The 17,007-nt window shown below is 44.2% G+C and carries 12 protein-coding genes; 6 read left to right on the top strand and 6 right to left on the bottom strand.

What is annotated here, in order from left to right:
• The first annotated feature begins 125 nt into the window (after positions 1-125).
• Positions 126-1,085 carry an AEC family transporter gene (locus JMX07_RS08845; protein ID WP_201607473.1) on the top strand — a complete coding sequence of 320 codons (960 nt, stop codon included), beginning with the start codon at positions 126-128 and terminating at the stop codon, positions 1,083-1,085.
• A gap of 110 nt (positions 1,086-1,195) precedes the next feature.
• Here JMX07_RS08845 and JMX07_RS08840 read toward each other — a convergent pair whose 3' ends face one another.
• From JMX07_RS08840 to katG, 5 genes are all read right to left on the bottom strand, one after another.
• On the bottom strand, positions 1,196-1,360 hold the full coding sequence (locus JMX07_RS08840) for a hypothetical protein (protein ID WP_156410686.1): 165 nt from the start codon (positions 1,358-1,360) through the stop codon (positions 1,196-1,198).
• 48 nt (positions 1,361-1,408) lie between these two features.
• Entirely contained in the window at positions 1,409-2,410 is a 1,002-nt protein-coding gene (locus JMX07_RS08835; RefSeq protein WP_160021931.1) for an LLM class flavin-dependent oxidoreductase, read from the bottom strand.
• A 347-nt stretch (positions 2,411-2,757) separates the two neighbouring features.
• Entirely contained in the window at positions 2,758-5,232 is a 2,475-nt protein-coding gene (locus JMX07_RS08830; protein WP_201607471.1) for a glucose/quinate/shikimate family membrane-bound PQQ-dependent dehydrogenase, read from the bottom strand.
• A 204-nt stretch (positions 5,233-5,436) separates the two neighbouring features.
• Entirely contained in the window at positions 5,437-6,366 is a 930-nt protein-coding gene (locus tag JMX07_RS08825; protein ID WP_057759664.1) for a LysR substrate-binding domain-containing protein, read from the bottom strand.
• A gap of 379 nt (positions 6,367-6,745) precedes the next feature.
• Positions 6,746-8,929, bottom strand: coding sequence for a catalase/peroxidase HPI (gene katG, locus JMX07_RS08820; protein ID WP_201607537.1), 2,184 nt, complete (start codon positions 8,927-8,929; stop codon positions 6,746-6,748).
• A 783-nt stretch (positions 8,930-9,712) separates the two neighbouring features.
• On the opposite strand from katG, the gene JMX07_RS08815 reads away from it, so the two are divergent.
• The 5 genes from JMX07_RS08815 to JMX07_RS08795 all read left to right on the top strand — a co-directional run bounded on the left by JMX07_RS08815 (position 9,713) and on the right by JMX07_RS08795 (position 16,301).
• Positions 9,713-11,629: an AmpG family muropeptide MFS transporter gene (locus JMX07_RS08815; protein ID WP_201607470.1), complete on the top strand. Its 1,917-nt coding sequence runs from the start codon at positions 9,713-9,715 to the stop codon at positions 11,627-11,629.
• A gap of 50 nt (positions 11,630-11,679) precedes the next feature.
• Complete coding sequence (gene prmC / locus JMX07_RS08810) at positions 11,680-12,552, top strand: peptide chain release factor N(5)-glutamine methyltransferase (RefSeq protein ID WP_201607469.1); 873 nt, start codon at positions 11,680-11,682, stop codon at positions 12,550-12,552.
• Between the two features lie 47 nt (positions 12,553-12,599).
• Positions 12,600-13,403, top strand: coding sequence for a HesA/MoeB/ThiF family protein (locus tag JMX07_RS08805; RefSeq protein ID WP_413786670.1), 804 nt, complete (start codon positions 12,600-12,602; stop codon positions 13,401-13,403).
• Between the two features lie 170 nt (positions 13,404-13,573).
• Positions 13,574-14,917, top strand: coding sequence for an ABC1 kinase family protein (locus tag JMX07_RS08800; RefSeq protein WP_134292180.1), 1,344 nt, complete (start codon positions 13,574-13,576; stop codon positions 14,915-14,917).
• 127 nt (positions 14,918-15,044) lie between these two features.
• A complete protein-coding gene (locus JMX07_RS08795; protein WP_201607467.1) occupies positions 15,045-16,301 on the top strand; it encodes a YbfB/YjiJ family MFS transporter in 1,257 nt (418 codons plus the stop codon).
• A 5-nt stretch (positions 16,302-16,306) separates the two neighbouring features.
• Here JMX07_RS08795 and JMX07_RS08790 read toward each other — a convergent pair whose 3' ends face one another.
• A complete protein-coding gene (locus JMX07_RS08790) occupies positions 16,307-16,795 on the bottom strand; it encodes an Lrp/AsnC family transcriptional regulator (RefSeq protein WP_134292182.1) in 489 nt (162 codons plus the stop codon).
• Positions 16,796-17,007: the final 212 nt, after the last annotated feature.

Below are 17,007 nucleotides of genomic sequence, written 5' to 3'. Positions count from 1 at the left end.
ACATGTAACCTTGTCCTACTTACTACTTTGTATCTATACTAGGTCAGTAAATTTTCTTATTACTTGTTAATTTGTCTCGCTGATGTCCATATATTTATGGGCTTGTCACCGAACTGAGTCTACTTATGATTGATGCTATTGTTTTTGCTATTACCATTGTCTTACCCAACCTTGCCTTAATGTGGTTGGGTTTTTTTATGCAACGACGCGGTGAGGCAAGCCAAACTTTTATCGATCAGGCATCAAGTTTTGTCTTTAATTATTGCTTGCCGTGTTTATTGTTTTTTAGCGTGGTCGATAGCGACGTCGATTATGGTAAGCAAATTACGCTTATCCTTGTTGGTATCTTAGTGACGTTTATATTATTTATTGGCGCAGAGTTTTATGCCAAACGCTTCGTCAAGCGTCCTGAAGACCAAGGCGTGTTTGTACAAGGTGTATTCCGTAGCAACATGGCCATCATTGGCCTTGCAACCGTAGCCAACGCTTACGGTGCACAAGGATTAAGTATCGGTGCGGTCTATATGGGCGTGGTGACGATACTGTTTAATATTTTGGCGGTCATTACCTTGAGCCGCGTATCCAAAAGCGTAGATGATACATGGATTAGTCGCGGTACGATGATTGTGAAAAAGTTACTGACCAACCCTCTAATTTTGGCATTGGTTGGGGCATTCGTCTATAAAGCACTGCCATTGCCACCACTTACAGGGGTGATTCATACGACTGGCGACTTATTAGCAGCGGTGGCTCTGCCGCTAGCACTGATCTGTGCAGGTGCTAGTATTAACCTAAAGTCTATGTTGCATCCTTCGGGCTTATCCATGCAGGCGAGTATTGGGCGAATTGTCATTGCACCATTGATTGCGATCGCTGTTGGGCTCGGATTTGGACTATCAGGCGTGCATATGGGTGTGTTATTCTTGATGGTCGCATCGCCCACAGCTGCAGCCAGCTATGTCATGGCAAAAGCAATGGGTGGTAATGATGTATTGGCGGCTAATATTTTGGCATTTACCACTGTTGTCGGCATGTTTGGTATGGCGATTGGGGCAGCGACGTTACGTTCCCTTGGATTAATGTAATACAGATTTTATACTATCTTTAAATAAGTAAGTACTTTCGCCTTATCTAATTTTAACAGCATTAAAAAAGCCCTCTTTTCAAATAAGAAAAGAGGGCTTCTGGTATTAATCTAGCGTTCGCTATTACGCTTGTCTTCACGGCGCTGCTTGCGCTTTGGACTAGTACGATAGGTTAAATAACCACCGATAGCCATAACGGCAAGAAAGGCGACGATATACATAAATATCGACGAGCCAATCATGAGCGATGCACCGATAATGGGAGTTGCTTCCATGTCAAAAATCCAGTTAAGGTTCATCAATAATTATGCAAGCGTCTCATTTCATTGTAAAGTAAATAAGTTTAGCTCCGGTGTAAGTTCAAGTGAACGGATACGGGCAGCTTGGTCATATATATTGGCCGTCACAATCAGCTCATCTGGCTGATAGGTTGCCAAAAACGCAGCGAGTCTTGGTTTGACCGTGTCGACAGAGCCAATGAATGATACTGACAATGCATTGTCTACCATCATTTTCTCTGCTTGACTCCAGATACTGTCCATATCGTGGGTAGGCTTAGGCATTTGACCTGTTTCGCCACGGCGCAGACGTACAAAGCTCTGCTGTGCTGAGGTAAAGTGATATCGAGCAGTCGCATCATCATCAGCCAGCAATAAGTTAGCAGCCAACATCACATAAGGCTTATCTAGATAGACAGACGGTTTAAACTGCTCACGGTAAGCCTCAATTGCTTGTCCAAGCATTTGCGGAGCAAAGTGAGAGGCAAACACATAAGGCAGTCCTAAATGTGCAGCCAAAGTCGCACCAAATAGAGAAGAGCCTAATATCCAAATCGGTATGCCTGATTTTGCGCCAGGAAATGCCTGTACAGGGCTGCCATCTGCATCATTACCTAAGAAATACATCAGCTCTTGCACATCTTGTGGAAAGCGTTCTGCATCTTTCATTTGTCGACGAAGTGCCTGAAACGTCGCACCATCAGTACCAGGTGCACGGCCTAGGCCTAGGTCCACACGGTCACCATATAATGCCTGCAAAGTACCAAACTGCTCAGCAATCACGAGAGGGGCGTGGTTCGGTAGCATGACGCCGCCCGCACCAATACGGATACGGTCGGTTTGACTACCGATATGCGATAGCAGTACTGAAGTGGCTGCACTGGCGATACCCGGCATATTATGATGCTCTGCCATCCAGTAGCGGTTTAAGCCTGATTTTTCTGCTTGCTGCGCGGTTTCGACCGTTTGGGCGATGCCTTCAGCGATGGTTTTGCCTTGAGGTACAGGCGCAAGATCTAAAAAAGATAAAGGGATTTTGTTACTCATAAATGTTCCAGTAGTGTGTAAATTATTTTCTACTGATATGCTTATAGACAGTGGTAGTTTCAAGTGCCGCTAGTCACTGTTAATGAATCATAACAAAGTCAGTTAACTCTTTTTTTAAGCTCGCTTAACAATTATTAAGGTGTATTTATAAAGGTTGTCGTTTGTCAAAATAAGCGATAAATAAACCATAAGTAAGGTCATAAAAGGATTTAGCAGCATTATACTATGGCATTAAAAAAAGATGGCATTAAAAAAAGCAGGCAACCTAAGTTACCTGCTTCTCTAATTATAAGATTATAATATAATGATAAATTAAATAATCATTATCTTAAGAACCAAATGCAACATTATTTATCTTGGTCGCTAAGTTTGTAAGCTAAGACATAATCACCGATGGTTGTTCCAACTGAACCATGACCACCTGCAACCAATACGACCATTTGCTCACCTTTAGAGTTTAAGTAAGTCATTGGCGTGGCTTGACCACCTGCTGGAATACGGACATTCCATAGCACGTCGCCATTTTTTAAGTCATAAGCTCGGAAGTTGTTTTCTGTCGCCGCTGACAAGAACGCGACGCCGCCTTTAGTGATGATAGGTCCACCGATACCAGGTACGCCCAGTTCCAGTTTGATAGGAATAGGAGACAAGTCTTGTACCGTACCATTTTTGCGTTGATAAGCGATATCACCTGTGGCTAGGTCAGCACCAGCGATTGTGCCCCATGGTGGCTGCTGACAAGGTACGCCTAATGGTGACAAGAAGGGCCCCAATTCTACTGCATAATCTGCACCTTCATTGGCATTGACGCCTTGCTCGCCTTTATTGGTTTCTGCATCGCCCAACGTGTCTCTAGGAATGAGTTTTGAGGTAAATGCCAAGTAAGTCGGCATACCAAACATCACGCCATTCTCAGGATCGACTGCAATACCGCCCCAATTAAAGGTACCAAAGTTACCAGGATAGACCAAGCTACCATTTGTTGATGGCGGGGTATAGCGACCATCATAGTTGAGCTGATTGAACTCAATACGGCACATCATTTGATCGACGAGACTGGCACCCCACATGTCTTTTTCAGTCAGTGGTTCAGGCTCAAAGCTCAAGCCAGAATAAGGCTGAGTTGGCGCTGCGTGCTCTCCCGCTATGAGATAGCCTTGCGGTGCAGGACGTTCTTTAATCGGTACAATAGGCTCACCCGTTGCGCGGTTCAAGACGTATACATCACCTTGTTTGGTTGGTACAACTAGCGCAGGCTGTACACCATCGGCCGTATCTAGATCAAGTAAGGTTGGCTGCGCAGGCGTGTCCATGTCCCAAAGGTCATGATGGACAAACTGCTGAACCCAGCGTGCTTCACCAGTCTCGATATCTAGAGCGACAACAGACGTTGCATACTTTTCTTCAGCGGCATTTCGGTAGCTACCTAGCTGATCCGGTGTGCGGTTACCCATAGGGAAGTAGGCCAATCCAAGCTCTTCATCGGCAGTAGCGACTGACCATGAATTTGGCGAACTGGTCTTATAAGTTTGGGTTGGATCATTGACATCGAAAGGCGCTGTATTATCAGGATCGCCTGAATCCCAGTTCCAAAGAAGCTCACCGGTATTGACATCATACGCACGGATCACACCAGAAGGCGAGTTGACGTCATAGTTATCATTGACAGCACCAGCGACGATGATAGTATCACCCGCGATAACTGGTGGTGACGTCGAGTAATAGTAACCTGCTTGATTGAACGGCATGTTATGCATCAAGTCTAATGCACCATCATCCCCAAAGTCTTGGCAGCGTTGCCCAGTATTTGGATCGAGTGCATACAACTTCGCATCAGACGTTGGGATAAATATCTTGGCATCGCATTGCTTAGATGCATTTTCAAAGGTATTACCAGCAATTTTCTGTACTTGCACGGGGCTGGTCGCTTGACCCGCATAATAAGATACGCCGCGACAGGTTTGGTGCTGACGTTGTAAGTTTTCCTCTACTTGAGGATCAAACTTCCACAGCGTCTCACCAGAGTCGGCATCTAGCGCTAGTACCCAGTTGTGAGGGGTACATAAGTATAAACCGTTGCCAATCTTTAATGGTGTTGCCTGATAAGTGGTCTCACCGACATCGTTAGGACCTTTGACATCACCTGTTTGGATTTGCCATGCCAGTTCTAAATCTTTGACGTTATCGGTATTGATTTTATCTAGAGGTGAGTAGCGCTGACCATAATCAGTACGACCATACGCGCTCCATTCGCCATCTGGCGTTTGCTGACCGTTTGATAACGGATCACCAAGGTTGGCTGAGGTCTCATCTGAACTGACGTTTTGCTCGTCATCATTTGCAGCAGTCAAATCAAGCTCACCGATTTTGTCAGTGGCATTGTTGGCTAGACTACCAAAAGAGAGTAGTGCACCTACGACTACGCTTACGAACAGTCCCCAATAATACAGAGGGCTTTTCTTAACGTTGTTTATAGTTGGTGTGCTATTTGAAACTACTTGAGTTTTAGGCCCACGCATTTTGTTGGATACCCATGGCAGTAGCATGAGCAAACCAAATATAAGCGGGAAGCCAACTCGAGGTGCTAACGCCCACCAATAGAACCCAGATTCCCAAAGTGCCCAAGCCATGGTTGCTACGATAAATAGCGCATATAATCCGTAAGCACTCCAGTGTTTTTTGAACAATAAAAAAGCTGTCGTTAGTATAATGACGCCAGCAATGAGGTAGTAAGGACTACCGCCTAAGGACAATAAATAAGCGCCGCCAATGAGTAGAGGGGCGGCAAAAATTGCCATAATGATCGCTACGAATTTTTCCATGAGCGGTATCACCTGTTTACAAAAGAGCAAGTTAATATGTATTGATATTTAGTCGCAAATCAATTTCATTCGACCAAATATCAATACAAGTGTGAATAATATATAAAAGAAACATTGAATAACGTTCTAGAATCTATTTTATCATCTACAGCTCAGTCTAGTAAGGGTGAGCAAGTCTGAGATACTTTATTTAACAAATGCTCATTAATTTGCAAATTGCTTTTGGCATAGCTCCATGAACGCACGTCCATATTGACGGATTTCTGCGTCATCACGTACCGCCATCCAACTGGTAAAGCGACCAAAATGATCGACGGGGATGGCCGTTAGGTTTTGATAATGGCTTGGCTCAAATGCCATTTCTGCGATGATACCAATACCTAGGCCTAGACCGACATAGGTGCTGATCACATCGGCATCGAGCGCCGCTAATACAATATCTGGCTCCAGTCCTGCTTCATCAAACGTCTTGTCAATCGCGCCGCGTCCTGTAAAACCACCGTGATAGGTCACAATCGGATAGCTGGCAAGCGTGGGCAAGTCGATAGACTCTTGGCTAGCCAGTTCGTGATCACTCGGTACGATAACGCGATGCGTCCAGTCATAGTAACGGTAGCATCTTAAATAGTTGTTATGCAGCAAGGACTCAGTGGCAATACCGATATCGGCTTGACCGCGGATGACCATCTGAGCGATGGTCTCAGGATCTGCCTGTTGCAAAATCAGATTTACTTTAGGGAAACGATCTTTGAACTCTTTAACCACTTGCGGCAGTACATAACGCGCTTGCGTGTGAGTGGTAGCAATCGTCAGCGTACCGATATTAGGATTATTAAAGTCTAAACTTAGGTTTTCAATGGTACGAATTTCAGCAAAGATAGACTCGATATGTGGCATAAGCGCTGTGCCCATAGTGGTAAGTCCTGTCAGGCGTTTGCCTTGACGCACAAATACTTCCGTCTTTAACTGGTTTTCTAGCGCAGCAATATGCTTTGATAAGCTTGATTGACTGGTATGTAGCACGGTCGCCGCTTGGCTTAAGTTATAACCGTTAATCACCGTATGCCATACTGTTTCTAGCTGTTTGAGCTGAATCTGCAAATGCCGTTGGTTGACCACTACGTCGATTGCCATAACTTAATCCTATTGTATAAATATACAAACCTCGTCTGTATATGAAAGTAAAAATGTCTGAACATACAGTAATAAAGTAGTGTAAAACAAAGCTATTATTCTTGTATATAATAAATAGCTATCAATTTATGATAATTATGAATATAGAGTTTGTATTTTGCAATGCTAAAAAATTATTTGTTCAGTAAATGTTGTTTAGTCAGTAAGCGTTGTTTATCCAGAGAAGCCATTTGACCTAACAACTTATAAAGAGCGGTCATTATTAAGCATAAAAAACTAAGCATAAAAAAACAGCTACCTTCTAAAAGATAGCTGTTCGTTAGTTATAAAGTTATTTATTACTATTAATTAGTCGGTATTGACCAATTTCAAACTCAGCCTATTTGGCAATATCAAAGCGATCTGCATTCATAACCTTGTTCCAAGCGCGGACGAAGTCACGAACGAATTTCTCTAAGTTATCATCCTGCGCGTATAGCTCAGCATAAGCACGTAATATAGAGTTAGAGCCAAATACCAAGTCTACACGGCTCGCTTGCCATTTGACATTTCCTGTACCACGCTCACGTACTTCGTAGCTATTAGCAGTGTTGTCGGCTGCTTTTACAGGGTGCCATGTGTAGTTCATGTCTGTTAAATTGACGAAGAAGTCGTTAGTAAGCACGCCAGCACGTTCAGTAAAGACGCCATGTTGGCTTTGACCATGGTTGGTATCAAGCACTCGCATACCACCAAGCAATACGACCATCTCAGGCGCTGTCAATCCCATTAGCTGCGTACGATCAAGCAGCATCTCTTCCGGTGATACCGCATAGTCGCCCTGAATCCAGTTACGATAGCCATCATGTAGCGGCTCTAAATCAGCGAAAGATTCGGCGTCAGTCATTTCAGCGTCAGCATCACCGCGACCTGGACTAAACGGTACAGTAATATCTACGCCTGCATCGTTTGCTGCTTGTTCAATAGCGGCGTTACCAGCCAATACAATAAGGTCTGCCAAGCTAACGTCTTTCTCAAAGCCAGACTGAATACTGGTCAATGTCTCAAGCACACGCTGCAATTGTTCTGGCTCATTGCCTGCCCAGTCTTTTTGTGGGGCTAAACGGATGCGTGCACCGTTGGCACCGCCGCGATAGTCGGAAGCGCGGAAGGTACGAGCGCTGTCCCATGCTGTAATGATCAACTCACGACGACTAATGTCACTGTCTAAAATCTGTGCTTTTAGCGTTGCAATATCATCAGCAGTCAAGTCCGTATTACCTGTAGGAATAGGGTCTTGCCATACAAAGTCTTCGCTTGGTACATCGGCACCTAAGTAACGAGATTTCGGCCCCAAATCGCGGTGAGTCAGTTTGAACCACGCTCTAGCAAACACTTCATCAAAGTATTCTGGGTTGTTATGGAATTTCTCTGAAATCTCGCGATAGATAGGATCTTTGCTCAATGCCATATCTGCATCAGTCATGATTGGGTTGCGACGTACACTTGGATCATGAGCATCTAACGGACGATCTTCTTCTTTGATGTCAGTTGGTTCCCACTGCCATGCACCTGCTGGACTTTTGGTCAGTGCCCATTCATGGTTCAATAGTAGCTCGAAATAACCGTGGTCCCACTGGGTCGGATTGGTGGTCCATGCGCCTTCGATACCACTTGAAACGGTATCGCCTGCATTACCACGACCTTTAGGATTGCGCCAGCCTAGACCTTGCTCTTTAACGTCAGCGGCTTCTGGCTCATCTTCTAGTATCGTCGCATCACCATTACCGTGACATTTACCAACGGTGTGTCCACCAGCGGTTAGAGCGACCGTCTCTTCATCGTTCATTGACATACGAGCAAAAGTAGTACGCATATCTTGAGCGGTTTTTAGTGGGTTAGGGTTGCCGTCGACACCTTCAGGATTGACATAAATCAAGCCCATTTGTACTGCTGCTAGTGGGTTTTCTAGTGACGTACGGTCTTCGTCGCTGTCATAACGGTTTTTGGTTTCAGCTAACCATTCGCGCTCAGAACCCCAGTAGATGTCTTTTTCTGGATGCCAGATATCAGCACGGCCACCAGCAAATCCTAGAGTTTTGAAACCCATAGATTCATAAGCCATGTTACCTGCCAAAATCATCAAATCGGCCCATGATAATTTATTGCCGTACTTTTTCTTGATTGGCCACAATAGACGACGTGCTTTGTCCAAGTTGACGTTATCTGGCCAGCTGTTCAATGGCGCAAAACGTTGATTACCAGTATTAGAACCGCCGCGACCATCAGAACGACGATATGTACCAGCTGAATGCCATGCCATACGAATCATCAAACCACCATAGTGTCCCCAGTCAGCTGGCCACCATTCTTGCGACTCAGTCATTAGGTTTTTTAAGTCATTCTTGACCGCTTCTAGATCTAGCTGTTTAAAAGCTTCAGCATAGTCAAAGTCTTCACCCATTGGGTCAGTCTTTTTGTCTTGCTGGTGCAATATGTCTAAGTTTAGTGCGTTTGGCCACCAATCTGTCGCAGCAGAAGCCGTGGTAGTATGTGCCTGATGCATAACAGGGCAGCCACCCATGCTAGGACGCTGAGGCTCGTGCGAGTTATCAACGTTTTCGCTATGGATCGTTGGACCCTGACCATCACCCTGCTCATAGGTTGTGTTAGTAGGCGCATTATTATTATTGCTTTCGTGATCTACAGGACAACGAGCAGCATCTGGGGCAGTGTTTTTGTCGGTGGTGTTATTGGCTGAGTCGGACATGGGATAACTCCTAGGCTATGATAATAGAAAGAACAAACCGTGAATCTCGGTAGTCGTTGTTTATGTACAAAGCATAACTAAGCTGAGTAGATTTATAAAACTAATATATAAGAATTATAAGTTTTAAATTACTAATCATAAAAAGCTTGATGTTTTGTTTATCTCAATCGCTATTAACGCCCTTGCTTATCATCGCCAGTTAAGAATAAACCAATAGAGTGCACCCAACCAATGAAGCCTGCGTCAATTTTACTACTACCTTTATATTACCTATAAATAATGTCATTGTCAGACATCTTTCAAAATAGGAATTAGCAATAAAAAAGAGAGCTAAAATAACCTTGGTAAAACACTGTGGTTTTTTGCGTTACGATTAAGAAATATAAGCGATTGCACATGGCCTGCAATCGCTAAGTTAATGCAAAAACATCTAGTCAAGATAAAGGTTCTCAAGTACCATAACTGGATTTTGTTGTAATCATAATATTGGTGCAACGTAGAGCAATTTTTATCGATCCTTTTGTCGATAACTGATTCTAAAGATTGATAAAAATTGTGCGCGGTTGTGTTCTTTGTCTGAATTGTTGGTGAGTTATTATGTCTGCTGTCAAATCTGTACCGCCCAATCAACCAATTGCCAAAAAGTCATGGGGCGAGGCTACAAAAGCTTATCTCGATCCTCGTGTCATTATTATGCTGTTTCTGGGGTTTTCAGCGGGTATACCTATTCTGCTGATTTTCTCAAGTCTGTCGCTATGGCTGAGAGAAGCAGGCATTGATCGTAGTGTCGTCACTATGTTCAGCTGGGCAGCACTGGGGTATTCGTTCAAGTTTATTTGGGCGCCATTGATTGATGCGCTCCCTGTGCCGTTTTTGACCAAGTGGCTAGGGCGTCGTCGTAGTTGGATGGTGGTATCACAGCTGCTTATCGTGCTGGCAATCTTTTTGATGGCAAGGGTAAATCCTGTTAGCGAAGATGTCTTGGTTTATATGGCAGGCGCGGCCGTGCTGCTTGGGTTCTCTTCTGCGACACAAGATATCGTGATTGATGCGTACCGTATTGAGCTTGCACCGCCATCTATGCAGTCTATTCTGTCCTCTATCTATGTGTCAGGCTACCGTATCGGTATGATTGTCGCAGGGGCAGGCGCGTTATATTTGGCTGATTATTTCGGCTCAAATGAGACATTTTATAGTTATGAAGCGTGGCGCAACACCTATTACATCATGGCAGGGGTTATGACGTTAGGGGTATTAACGACATTTGCCAGTTATGAGCCAACCGCTGAGACCCTGCAAAGTAAAAAGCAGAAGGGTAACTTAAAAGTATTCCTGATTTATTCAGCGTTACTACTTATCCCAGGTCTGCTGTTTGGTGTTATTTACCTAATTAATATTTTGATCAATACAGTATTTGATAGCACAGTGGCCTTGATACCACTAATGGTAATGCCAGCGATTAAGTTTTACTTTTTAGCATTGGTCGCGTGCGCGCCATTGTTATTACTGTACTTTATTATTAATCAACCAAAAATCATTAACAAAGCCCCGTTGGTCGCTGAAACTCGTGAAGACTACGTCAGACTGGTAGCGTTGTTTGTATTTTCAGTGATTGCCTTTATCACTGCTTATATATTGATGGGACAAGTCTTACCAGAGTTCGAAGGCGCGTTTTCTAGTTTCTTTGTAGAAACCTTGCACTTATTAGTAAGCCTAGGCGCGGCGATGGCCGCAGGTTATGTCCTGGTACAAGTAGGACTGGTAAAAAAAGAAGTGGCCATGGCAACATGGATCGAGCCTGTTTTAGACTTTTTCCGACGTTATGGCAAAAAAGCCTTGCTGCTATTAGCCTTGATTGGTCTATACCGCATCTCAGATATCGTCGCAGGCGTGATCTCCAACGTGTTTTATCAAGATATGGGCTTTAGCAAAACAGATATCGCCAATGCCGTAAAACTGGTCGGTGTGATTATGGCAATTGCAGGTGGCTTCTTGGGCGGGATTTTGGCTCAACGTTTCCGTATCATGCATGCCATGATGATTGGTGCAATTTTAGCGTGTGCGACTAACCTGTTGTTTGTGGTATTGACATATAACCCAGGTAGCCTGCCAATCATGTATATGGCAGTGATATTTGATAACTTGGCTGCGGGCCTTGCGAGTGCTGTATTCATCGCTTTCTTATCAGCACTGACATCGATTCGCTTTACTGCTGTACAGTATGCGATTTTTTCCTCATTGATGACGCTGATACCCAAAGTGATGGGTGGTTATTCTGGTGCTATCGTCGATAATATGGGTTATCCATTTTTCTTTATCTTTACCTTTGCTATTGGTATTCCAATTCTGGCACTGATCTACTTTGTCGATAGACATATTGTCATTGGTGATAACGATGATATTTATGGCGATGACAATAATGATGGCAGCGGTGGTAACGGGATAGGTGACAAACTAAGCAAAACCAATCCTAACCTGACCGATACCAAAGAACCGCCACGCGCATCAGAGTAGGCTAAGCAGCATTTTACTTCTATCCATTCATTGTTTTTTAAGAGCTATCTATGACCGTATCAACCATTCGTCACATCAAGCAGCAGATTCAACAGCTAACGAATGGTGATACTGATAATCAGCTGCCGTCGTTTTGGCTAACGGATTGGTTGTTGTATGTCATTGATAAGCCTGCGATAGCGTTGATGACTGATGAAGATTATCAGCTAACTGATAGTGAGGTCGCACGGTTCAATGACGGCGTGAATAAGATGCAGCAATGCATACCACTTGCGTACCTAACCGGACAGCAGGAGTTTTGGTCGCTTAACTTTAGGGTAAACGAGCATACTTTGATTCCTAGGCCTGATACCGAGGTATTGGTTGAGCAGGTATTGAACTGGATAAACGCTCAGCCAATACAACTCAGTAATAAGCGATTGTTAGATTTGGGCACAGGGTCAGGTTGTATCGCGATCAGTCTTGCCCATGAACTTAAGCAAGCTAATTGGCAAGTCGTGGCGGTTGATTTATCGTCAGAGGCGCTTAAAGTTGCTCAGCATAACGCCGTGAGCAATAATGTTGCCAATATTGAGTTTGTCCAAAGCAGTTGGTACCAAGCGTTACCTATTTACGATGAGCCGCAGTTTGATATTATTGTGTCAAACCCTCCTTATATTGACGAGACAGATGAGCATTTGGCAGGTCTAACAGCTGAACCGATTAGTGCGCTCAGTGCACCCAATCAGGGTTTGGCTGATATCGAGCATATCGTCCAGCAAGTAACGACATATCTCTGTACAGGTGGGTTATTAGCTATTGAACATGGCTATGATCAAGGTGATGCTGTTCGACAGTTGTTTTTGGATAATAATTTTGAGTCAGTACATACCATAAAAGATTACGGTGGTAATGATCGCGTCACGCTAGGGCAAGTCCAGTAGATAGTTTTTTGATAGTAGATTTCTTTGATTATAGGTTGTAGATGAATATGGTAGAAGAACTGGTACAGCTATCAGATGATGAGCTGCTCCGTTATGCTCGACAAGTATTATTAGATGGTTGGGATATGGACGCTCAGCTGCGATTGAAGACAGCACGTGTGGTCATAATAGGGGCAGGCGGCCTTGGTTGTCCTGCGTCTGAGACACTGGTACGTGCTGGAGTGGGTTATACTCATCTGATCGATGACGACGAGATTGAGGCGAGCAATCTACAACGGCAAACGCTGTTCTTGCCAGAAGACGTTGGGCAGTCCAAAGCATTGACTGCAGCGCAGATGCTGGCGCGCATTAATCCTTTGATAAAGACTCGCGGCACAGTCGCACGGTTAGATGAAGACAACGCTTATGAATTGCTCGATATGGCAGCAGGCAAGCCTGACTTACTCTTAGACTGTACGGATAATTTTGCCACGCGCGACATCATTAATCGTATTAGTGTACGCTACCAGATCCCTCTATTATCTGCCTCAGCAATTGCGATGCAAGGGCAGTTAGCACTGTTCGAACCTCAGCTCGATACTGGTTGCTATCATTGCGTGTTTGGCTCAGTGGTGCTTGACGAAGCCGCTGACGAACGTACGTGTGCCAACTCTGGTGTGCTAGCCAGTACCACTGCCGTCATGGGCAATTTGCAAGCCAATACTGCACTGCAATATTTAGGATTAACCAAAAATCTACTGACAAACAAGTTGCTCATATGGGATGGTAGTCAGATGCAGCAGCGGCTGATGGGTTATCGAAAAGACCCACAGTGTCCTGTCTGTAGCAGTCCTATAGTCAACTCTCTATAAATTGGATACGGTGTCAGGCTTGCTTAGTCTACGACTTGTAGTACTTTCACTCGCCTTCCTTGTATCCAAATTATATTGAACCTACTATAACTGAGTAATCTGATTTTAACGCATTTTTATATTGTATTGCCTATCTTCAAACATTCTTCTTATTACCATAGTTGTTTTTTATGAAAATTCATCGTCCGCATTTATTAAAACATACTTTTAATGTCGTTAATCGTGTTCGCCAAACAGCGAGCGTGGCAGGTCTGTCTGCGCTAAGAGTGGCAAAAGGTGAGAAACCTGACGCGATGCTACTCAAAGAAACTTTTGAGCAGTTAGGCACGACTTATATCAAAATCGGTCAATTTATCGCCAGTACACCGTCATTGTTTCCACGTGATTATGTCAAGGCTTTCCAGAGTTGCTTGGATCAAACCACGCCATTGTCTTATGCTTATATCGAGCAAGTGCTAAAAGAAGAGCTGGCGACTGATGACATGACCCTTGATGATACGTTTGCGCATATTGACTCAGAGCCATTGGCATCAGCTTCTATCGCTCAAGTGCATGCAGCACGGTTGCACAATGGTGATGAAGTAGTGCTAAAGGTACAAAAGCCTGGCGTCGAGACCATCATGCAGACCGATTTGGGTGTATTACATGGCGTAACTAAGCTACTTGAAATATTGATGCCATCGATGAAATTTGCGAGTATTGCACCGATTATTGATGAGATTCGCCTGCGTATGCTTGCCGAGACTGACTTTATCGCCGAAGCACAGAACATCCGCGATTTTCAGCAGTTCTTAGCGGTATCAGGCAATACTCGTGTCGTTGCACCAACCGTCTATGAGGATCTGACCACCAAGCGTGTACTGACGATGAGCCGTCTATATGGCGTCTCTATGGTCGATGAGTCGCTCATGCGCCAATACTGTGCTGATCCTGCACAAGTCATGGCAGACACTTTAAATACATGGTTTGCCAGTCTCATGTTATGCAATAGTTTCCATGCGGATTTACACGCTGGTAATTTGATGCTATTGACTGATGGTCGTATTGGATTTTTGGATTTTGGTATTGTCGGTAAACTCAAAGCTGAGAGCTGGCGTGCGTGCATGGGCATGATGCAAGCCATGCAAGACAGCGACTATCAAGCCATGGCTCGCCATATGATTGATATGGAAATGACACATGGTGGCAATAAAGTCGATGTGGCTGCATTGGGGAATGATTTGCAGCGTATGATGACAACCATCATGGCAGAAGATAAGACCTTTACGAGCGGTGTACCTTTCAATAGTAAAGAGCAAGCCGATGAGCTTAATAAAATGATGCTGGAGATTGTCGAAGTTGGCAAACGTCATGGTATCCATTTCCCACGCGACTTTGCTCTATTGACCAAACAGATGTTGTATTTTGATCGGTTTATGCGTACGCTAGCTCCAGATATGGATATGTTTAGCGATCAGCGGGTACAAATGCTAGGGCAAGATACGGTAGAGACGCCAACGTTAGACGTATCATAGCTTTCTCGGATACTTTATGCTTGCCTACTATATTTAATAACTTCTCTATTTCTGTGTTTATTTATTACTGCTTTTGACTGTCTAACACAAAGGATTGTGTGCTAATTGCCGCAAAAATGGCGCTGTCATGATGACTGCTTTTAAAAGCCGTATGGTCCCGACGATTACCAACGAAACTGCCATTGCCTGTATCGGTATGTACTGCATGGCAGTCGTTATGGGTTATGGACGCTTTCTGTTTACTGCCACCTTACCGGATATTATGGTGCAATTGTCGCTATCAACGACCATTGCAGGCTGGCTGGCATCAATCAATTATATCGGCTACTTTATCGGTGCACTTATCGCCATGTTTGTGCCTCAGCGCTCGACATGGCAGGCGATGACGCTGTGGGCGATTATCAGTGTTGTCACCACGATGTTACTCGTCATACCAAATATGTCGCTCATGCTATGGTATGTCATTCGCTTAATCGCAGGCATTGCAAGTGGCGTGGCGATGATTCTAAGCTCATCGTTTGTCATTCAAACCCTTAGCCCTGAGCGCCGTTCTGTATTATCAGCAGTTCATTATGCAGGTATTGGCGTTGGCATTAGTGCTTCTGCCATCGTGACGTGGTGGCTATTGAAGTTAGACTATCACTTCGATGTAATTTGGCTAGTGGCAGGCGTCACCAGTTTACCGCTTGTGTGGCTGCTGTATGCAGTAAAACCAAGACAAGTAGAGACTGTTGGTTCGCAACAGATTGATGCAAAACAGCACGTATCAGTGCATCAGACCTATGTAAACTTCAAACGCTCCTTATATGAAGCCATCTCTGGACACCATAAAGCGCTTACTTTACTTTTCGTTAGCTACGTACTGGCAGGGTTTGGTTATATTAGCTCAGCAACTTTTTTGCCCGTCATGGCAGCACAACGTCTAACAACACAGATGTATGCTGGACTCATGATTTGGTTGGTTGTTGGTATTTTTGCAATGTTGTCAAACCCCCTATGGGGCGCGCTTGCCAAACGTATCGGTGAGCTAAAAACCTTGATGGGGCTGACGGCATTGCAAGCATTTGGCATGTGCTTGCCTATATGGTTTGATGGTGCACTTGGCTTATATGGCAACGCTGCGATTTTGGGATTGACCTTCGTCGGTATGGTATCGATGACACTGACTTTATTTAAAAACATCAATCCTGCCTATTCTAATTTACTGATTGCTTTGGCAACGTTGGCTTATGCATTGGGGCAGTTTTTGGGACCTTTGGTGACAGTGGCACTGGCAGGGAAAGATGGCAATTTCAATGCAGGGTTGCTTGTTGCTGCTTTCGGGTTGATGATCGGATTTGTACTATTGGTATGGTTCCGTCGACAGTCACCAACGACCGCTTAGATCGTCTAAACCACGCTACGGCTAAATACTTCTCGTAATTCAAAACTGGTATGAACTTGGGCCACGCCTTCGATACGATTGAGGCGATGCAATAAAAACTCTTCGTAATGTGTCATATCACGTACCCTGACCTTAATCAGATAGTCTTCGGTGCGGCCTGTAACAATACTACAGCTAATGACTTCCTCAAAGCTCTGAACTTTGCGTTCAAACTGCTCAAAACGTTCTGCTGTATGTCGATCCATGCTAATAGCGATAAACACGGCTAGCGGATAGCCAAGTTTTTGTGCATCTGTTTTGGTGTGGTAGCCAGTGATAATGTTCGCATCCTCTAAGCGTTTGATACGACGTGCGCAAGGGGTGGCAGACAGGTGGACGCGTTCAGCAAGTTCAGTAATACTCATGCGCGCCTGCGTTTGCAGTAAGCGTAGCAACTGTTTATCTATCTCGTCTATATCTGCAGTTCCTGTACTATCAATATAATTGTCTGGCATTTCTCAAGCCTTAATAGTGAATTAATTCGATTATAATGTCTAAATTGTGTTTTTCCACTAAAATAACAGAAAATAAAGTAAAAGAAAGCAGGTTTCTCTCTGTTAAACTTTGATATTATTATGGTATGAACACTAGTTATCTCGTATGATAAATACTGATCTAATCAACAGCTAATCGCCTAGCTAAATATATAAATAACCATATCATCTAA

This window comes from Psychrobacter immobilis (assembly GCF_904846235.1).
GTDB classification, from domain to species: domain Bacteria; phylum Pseudomonadota; class Gammaproteobacteria; order Pseudomonadales; family Moraxellaceae; genus Psychrobacter; species Psychrobacter immobilis_C.
Note: the sequence above shows the minus strand (reverse complement) of the source record. Positions and strands in the feature narration are given on the sequence as shown.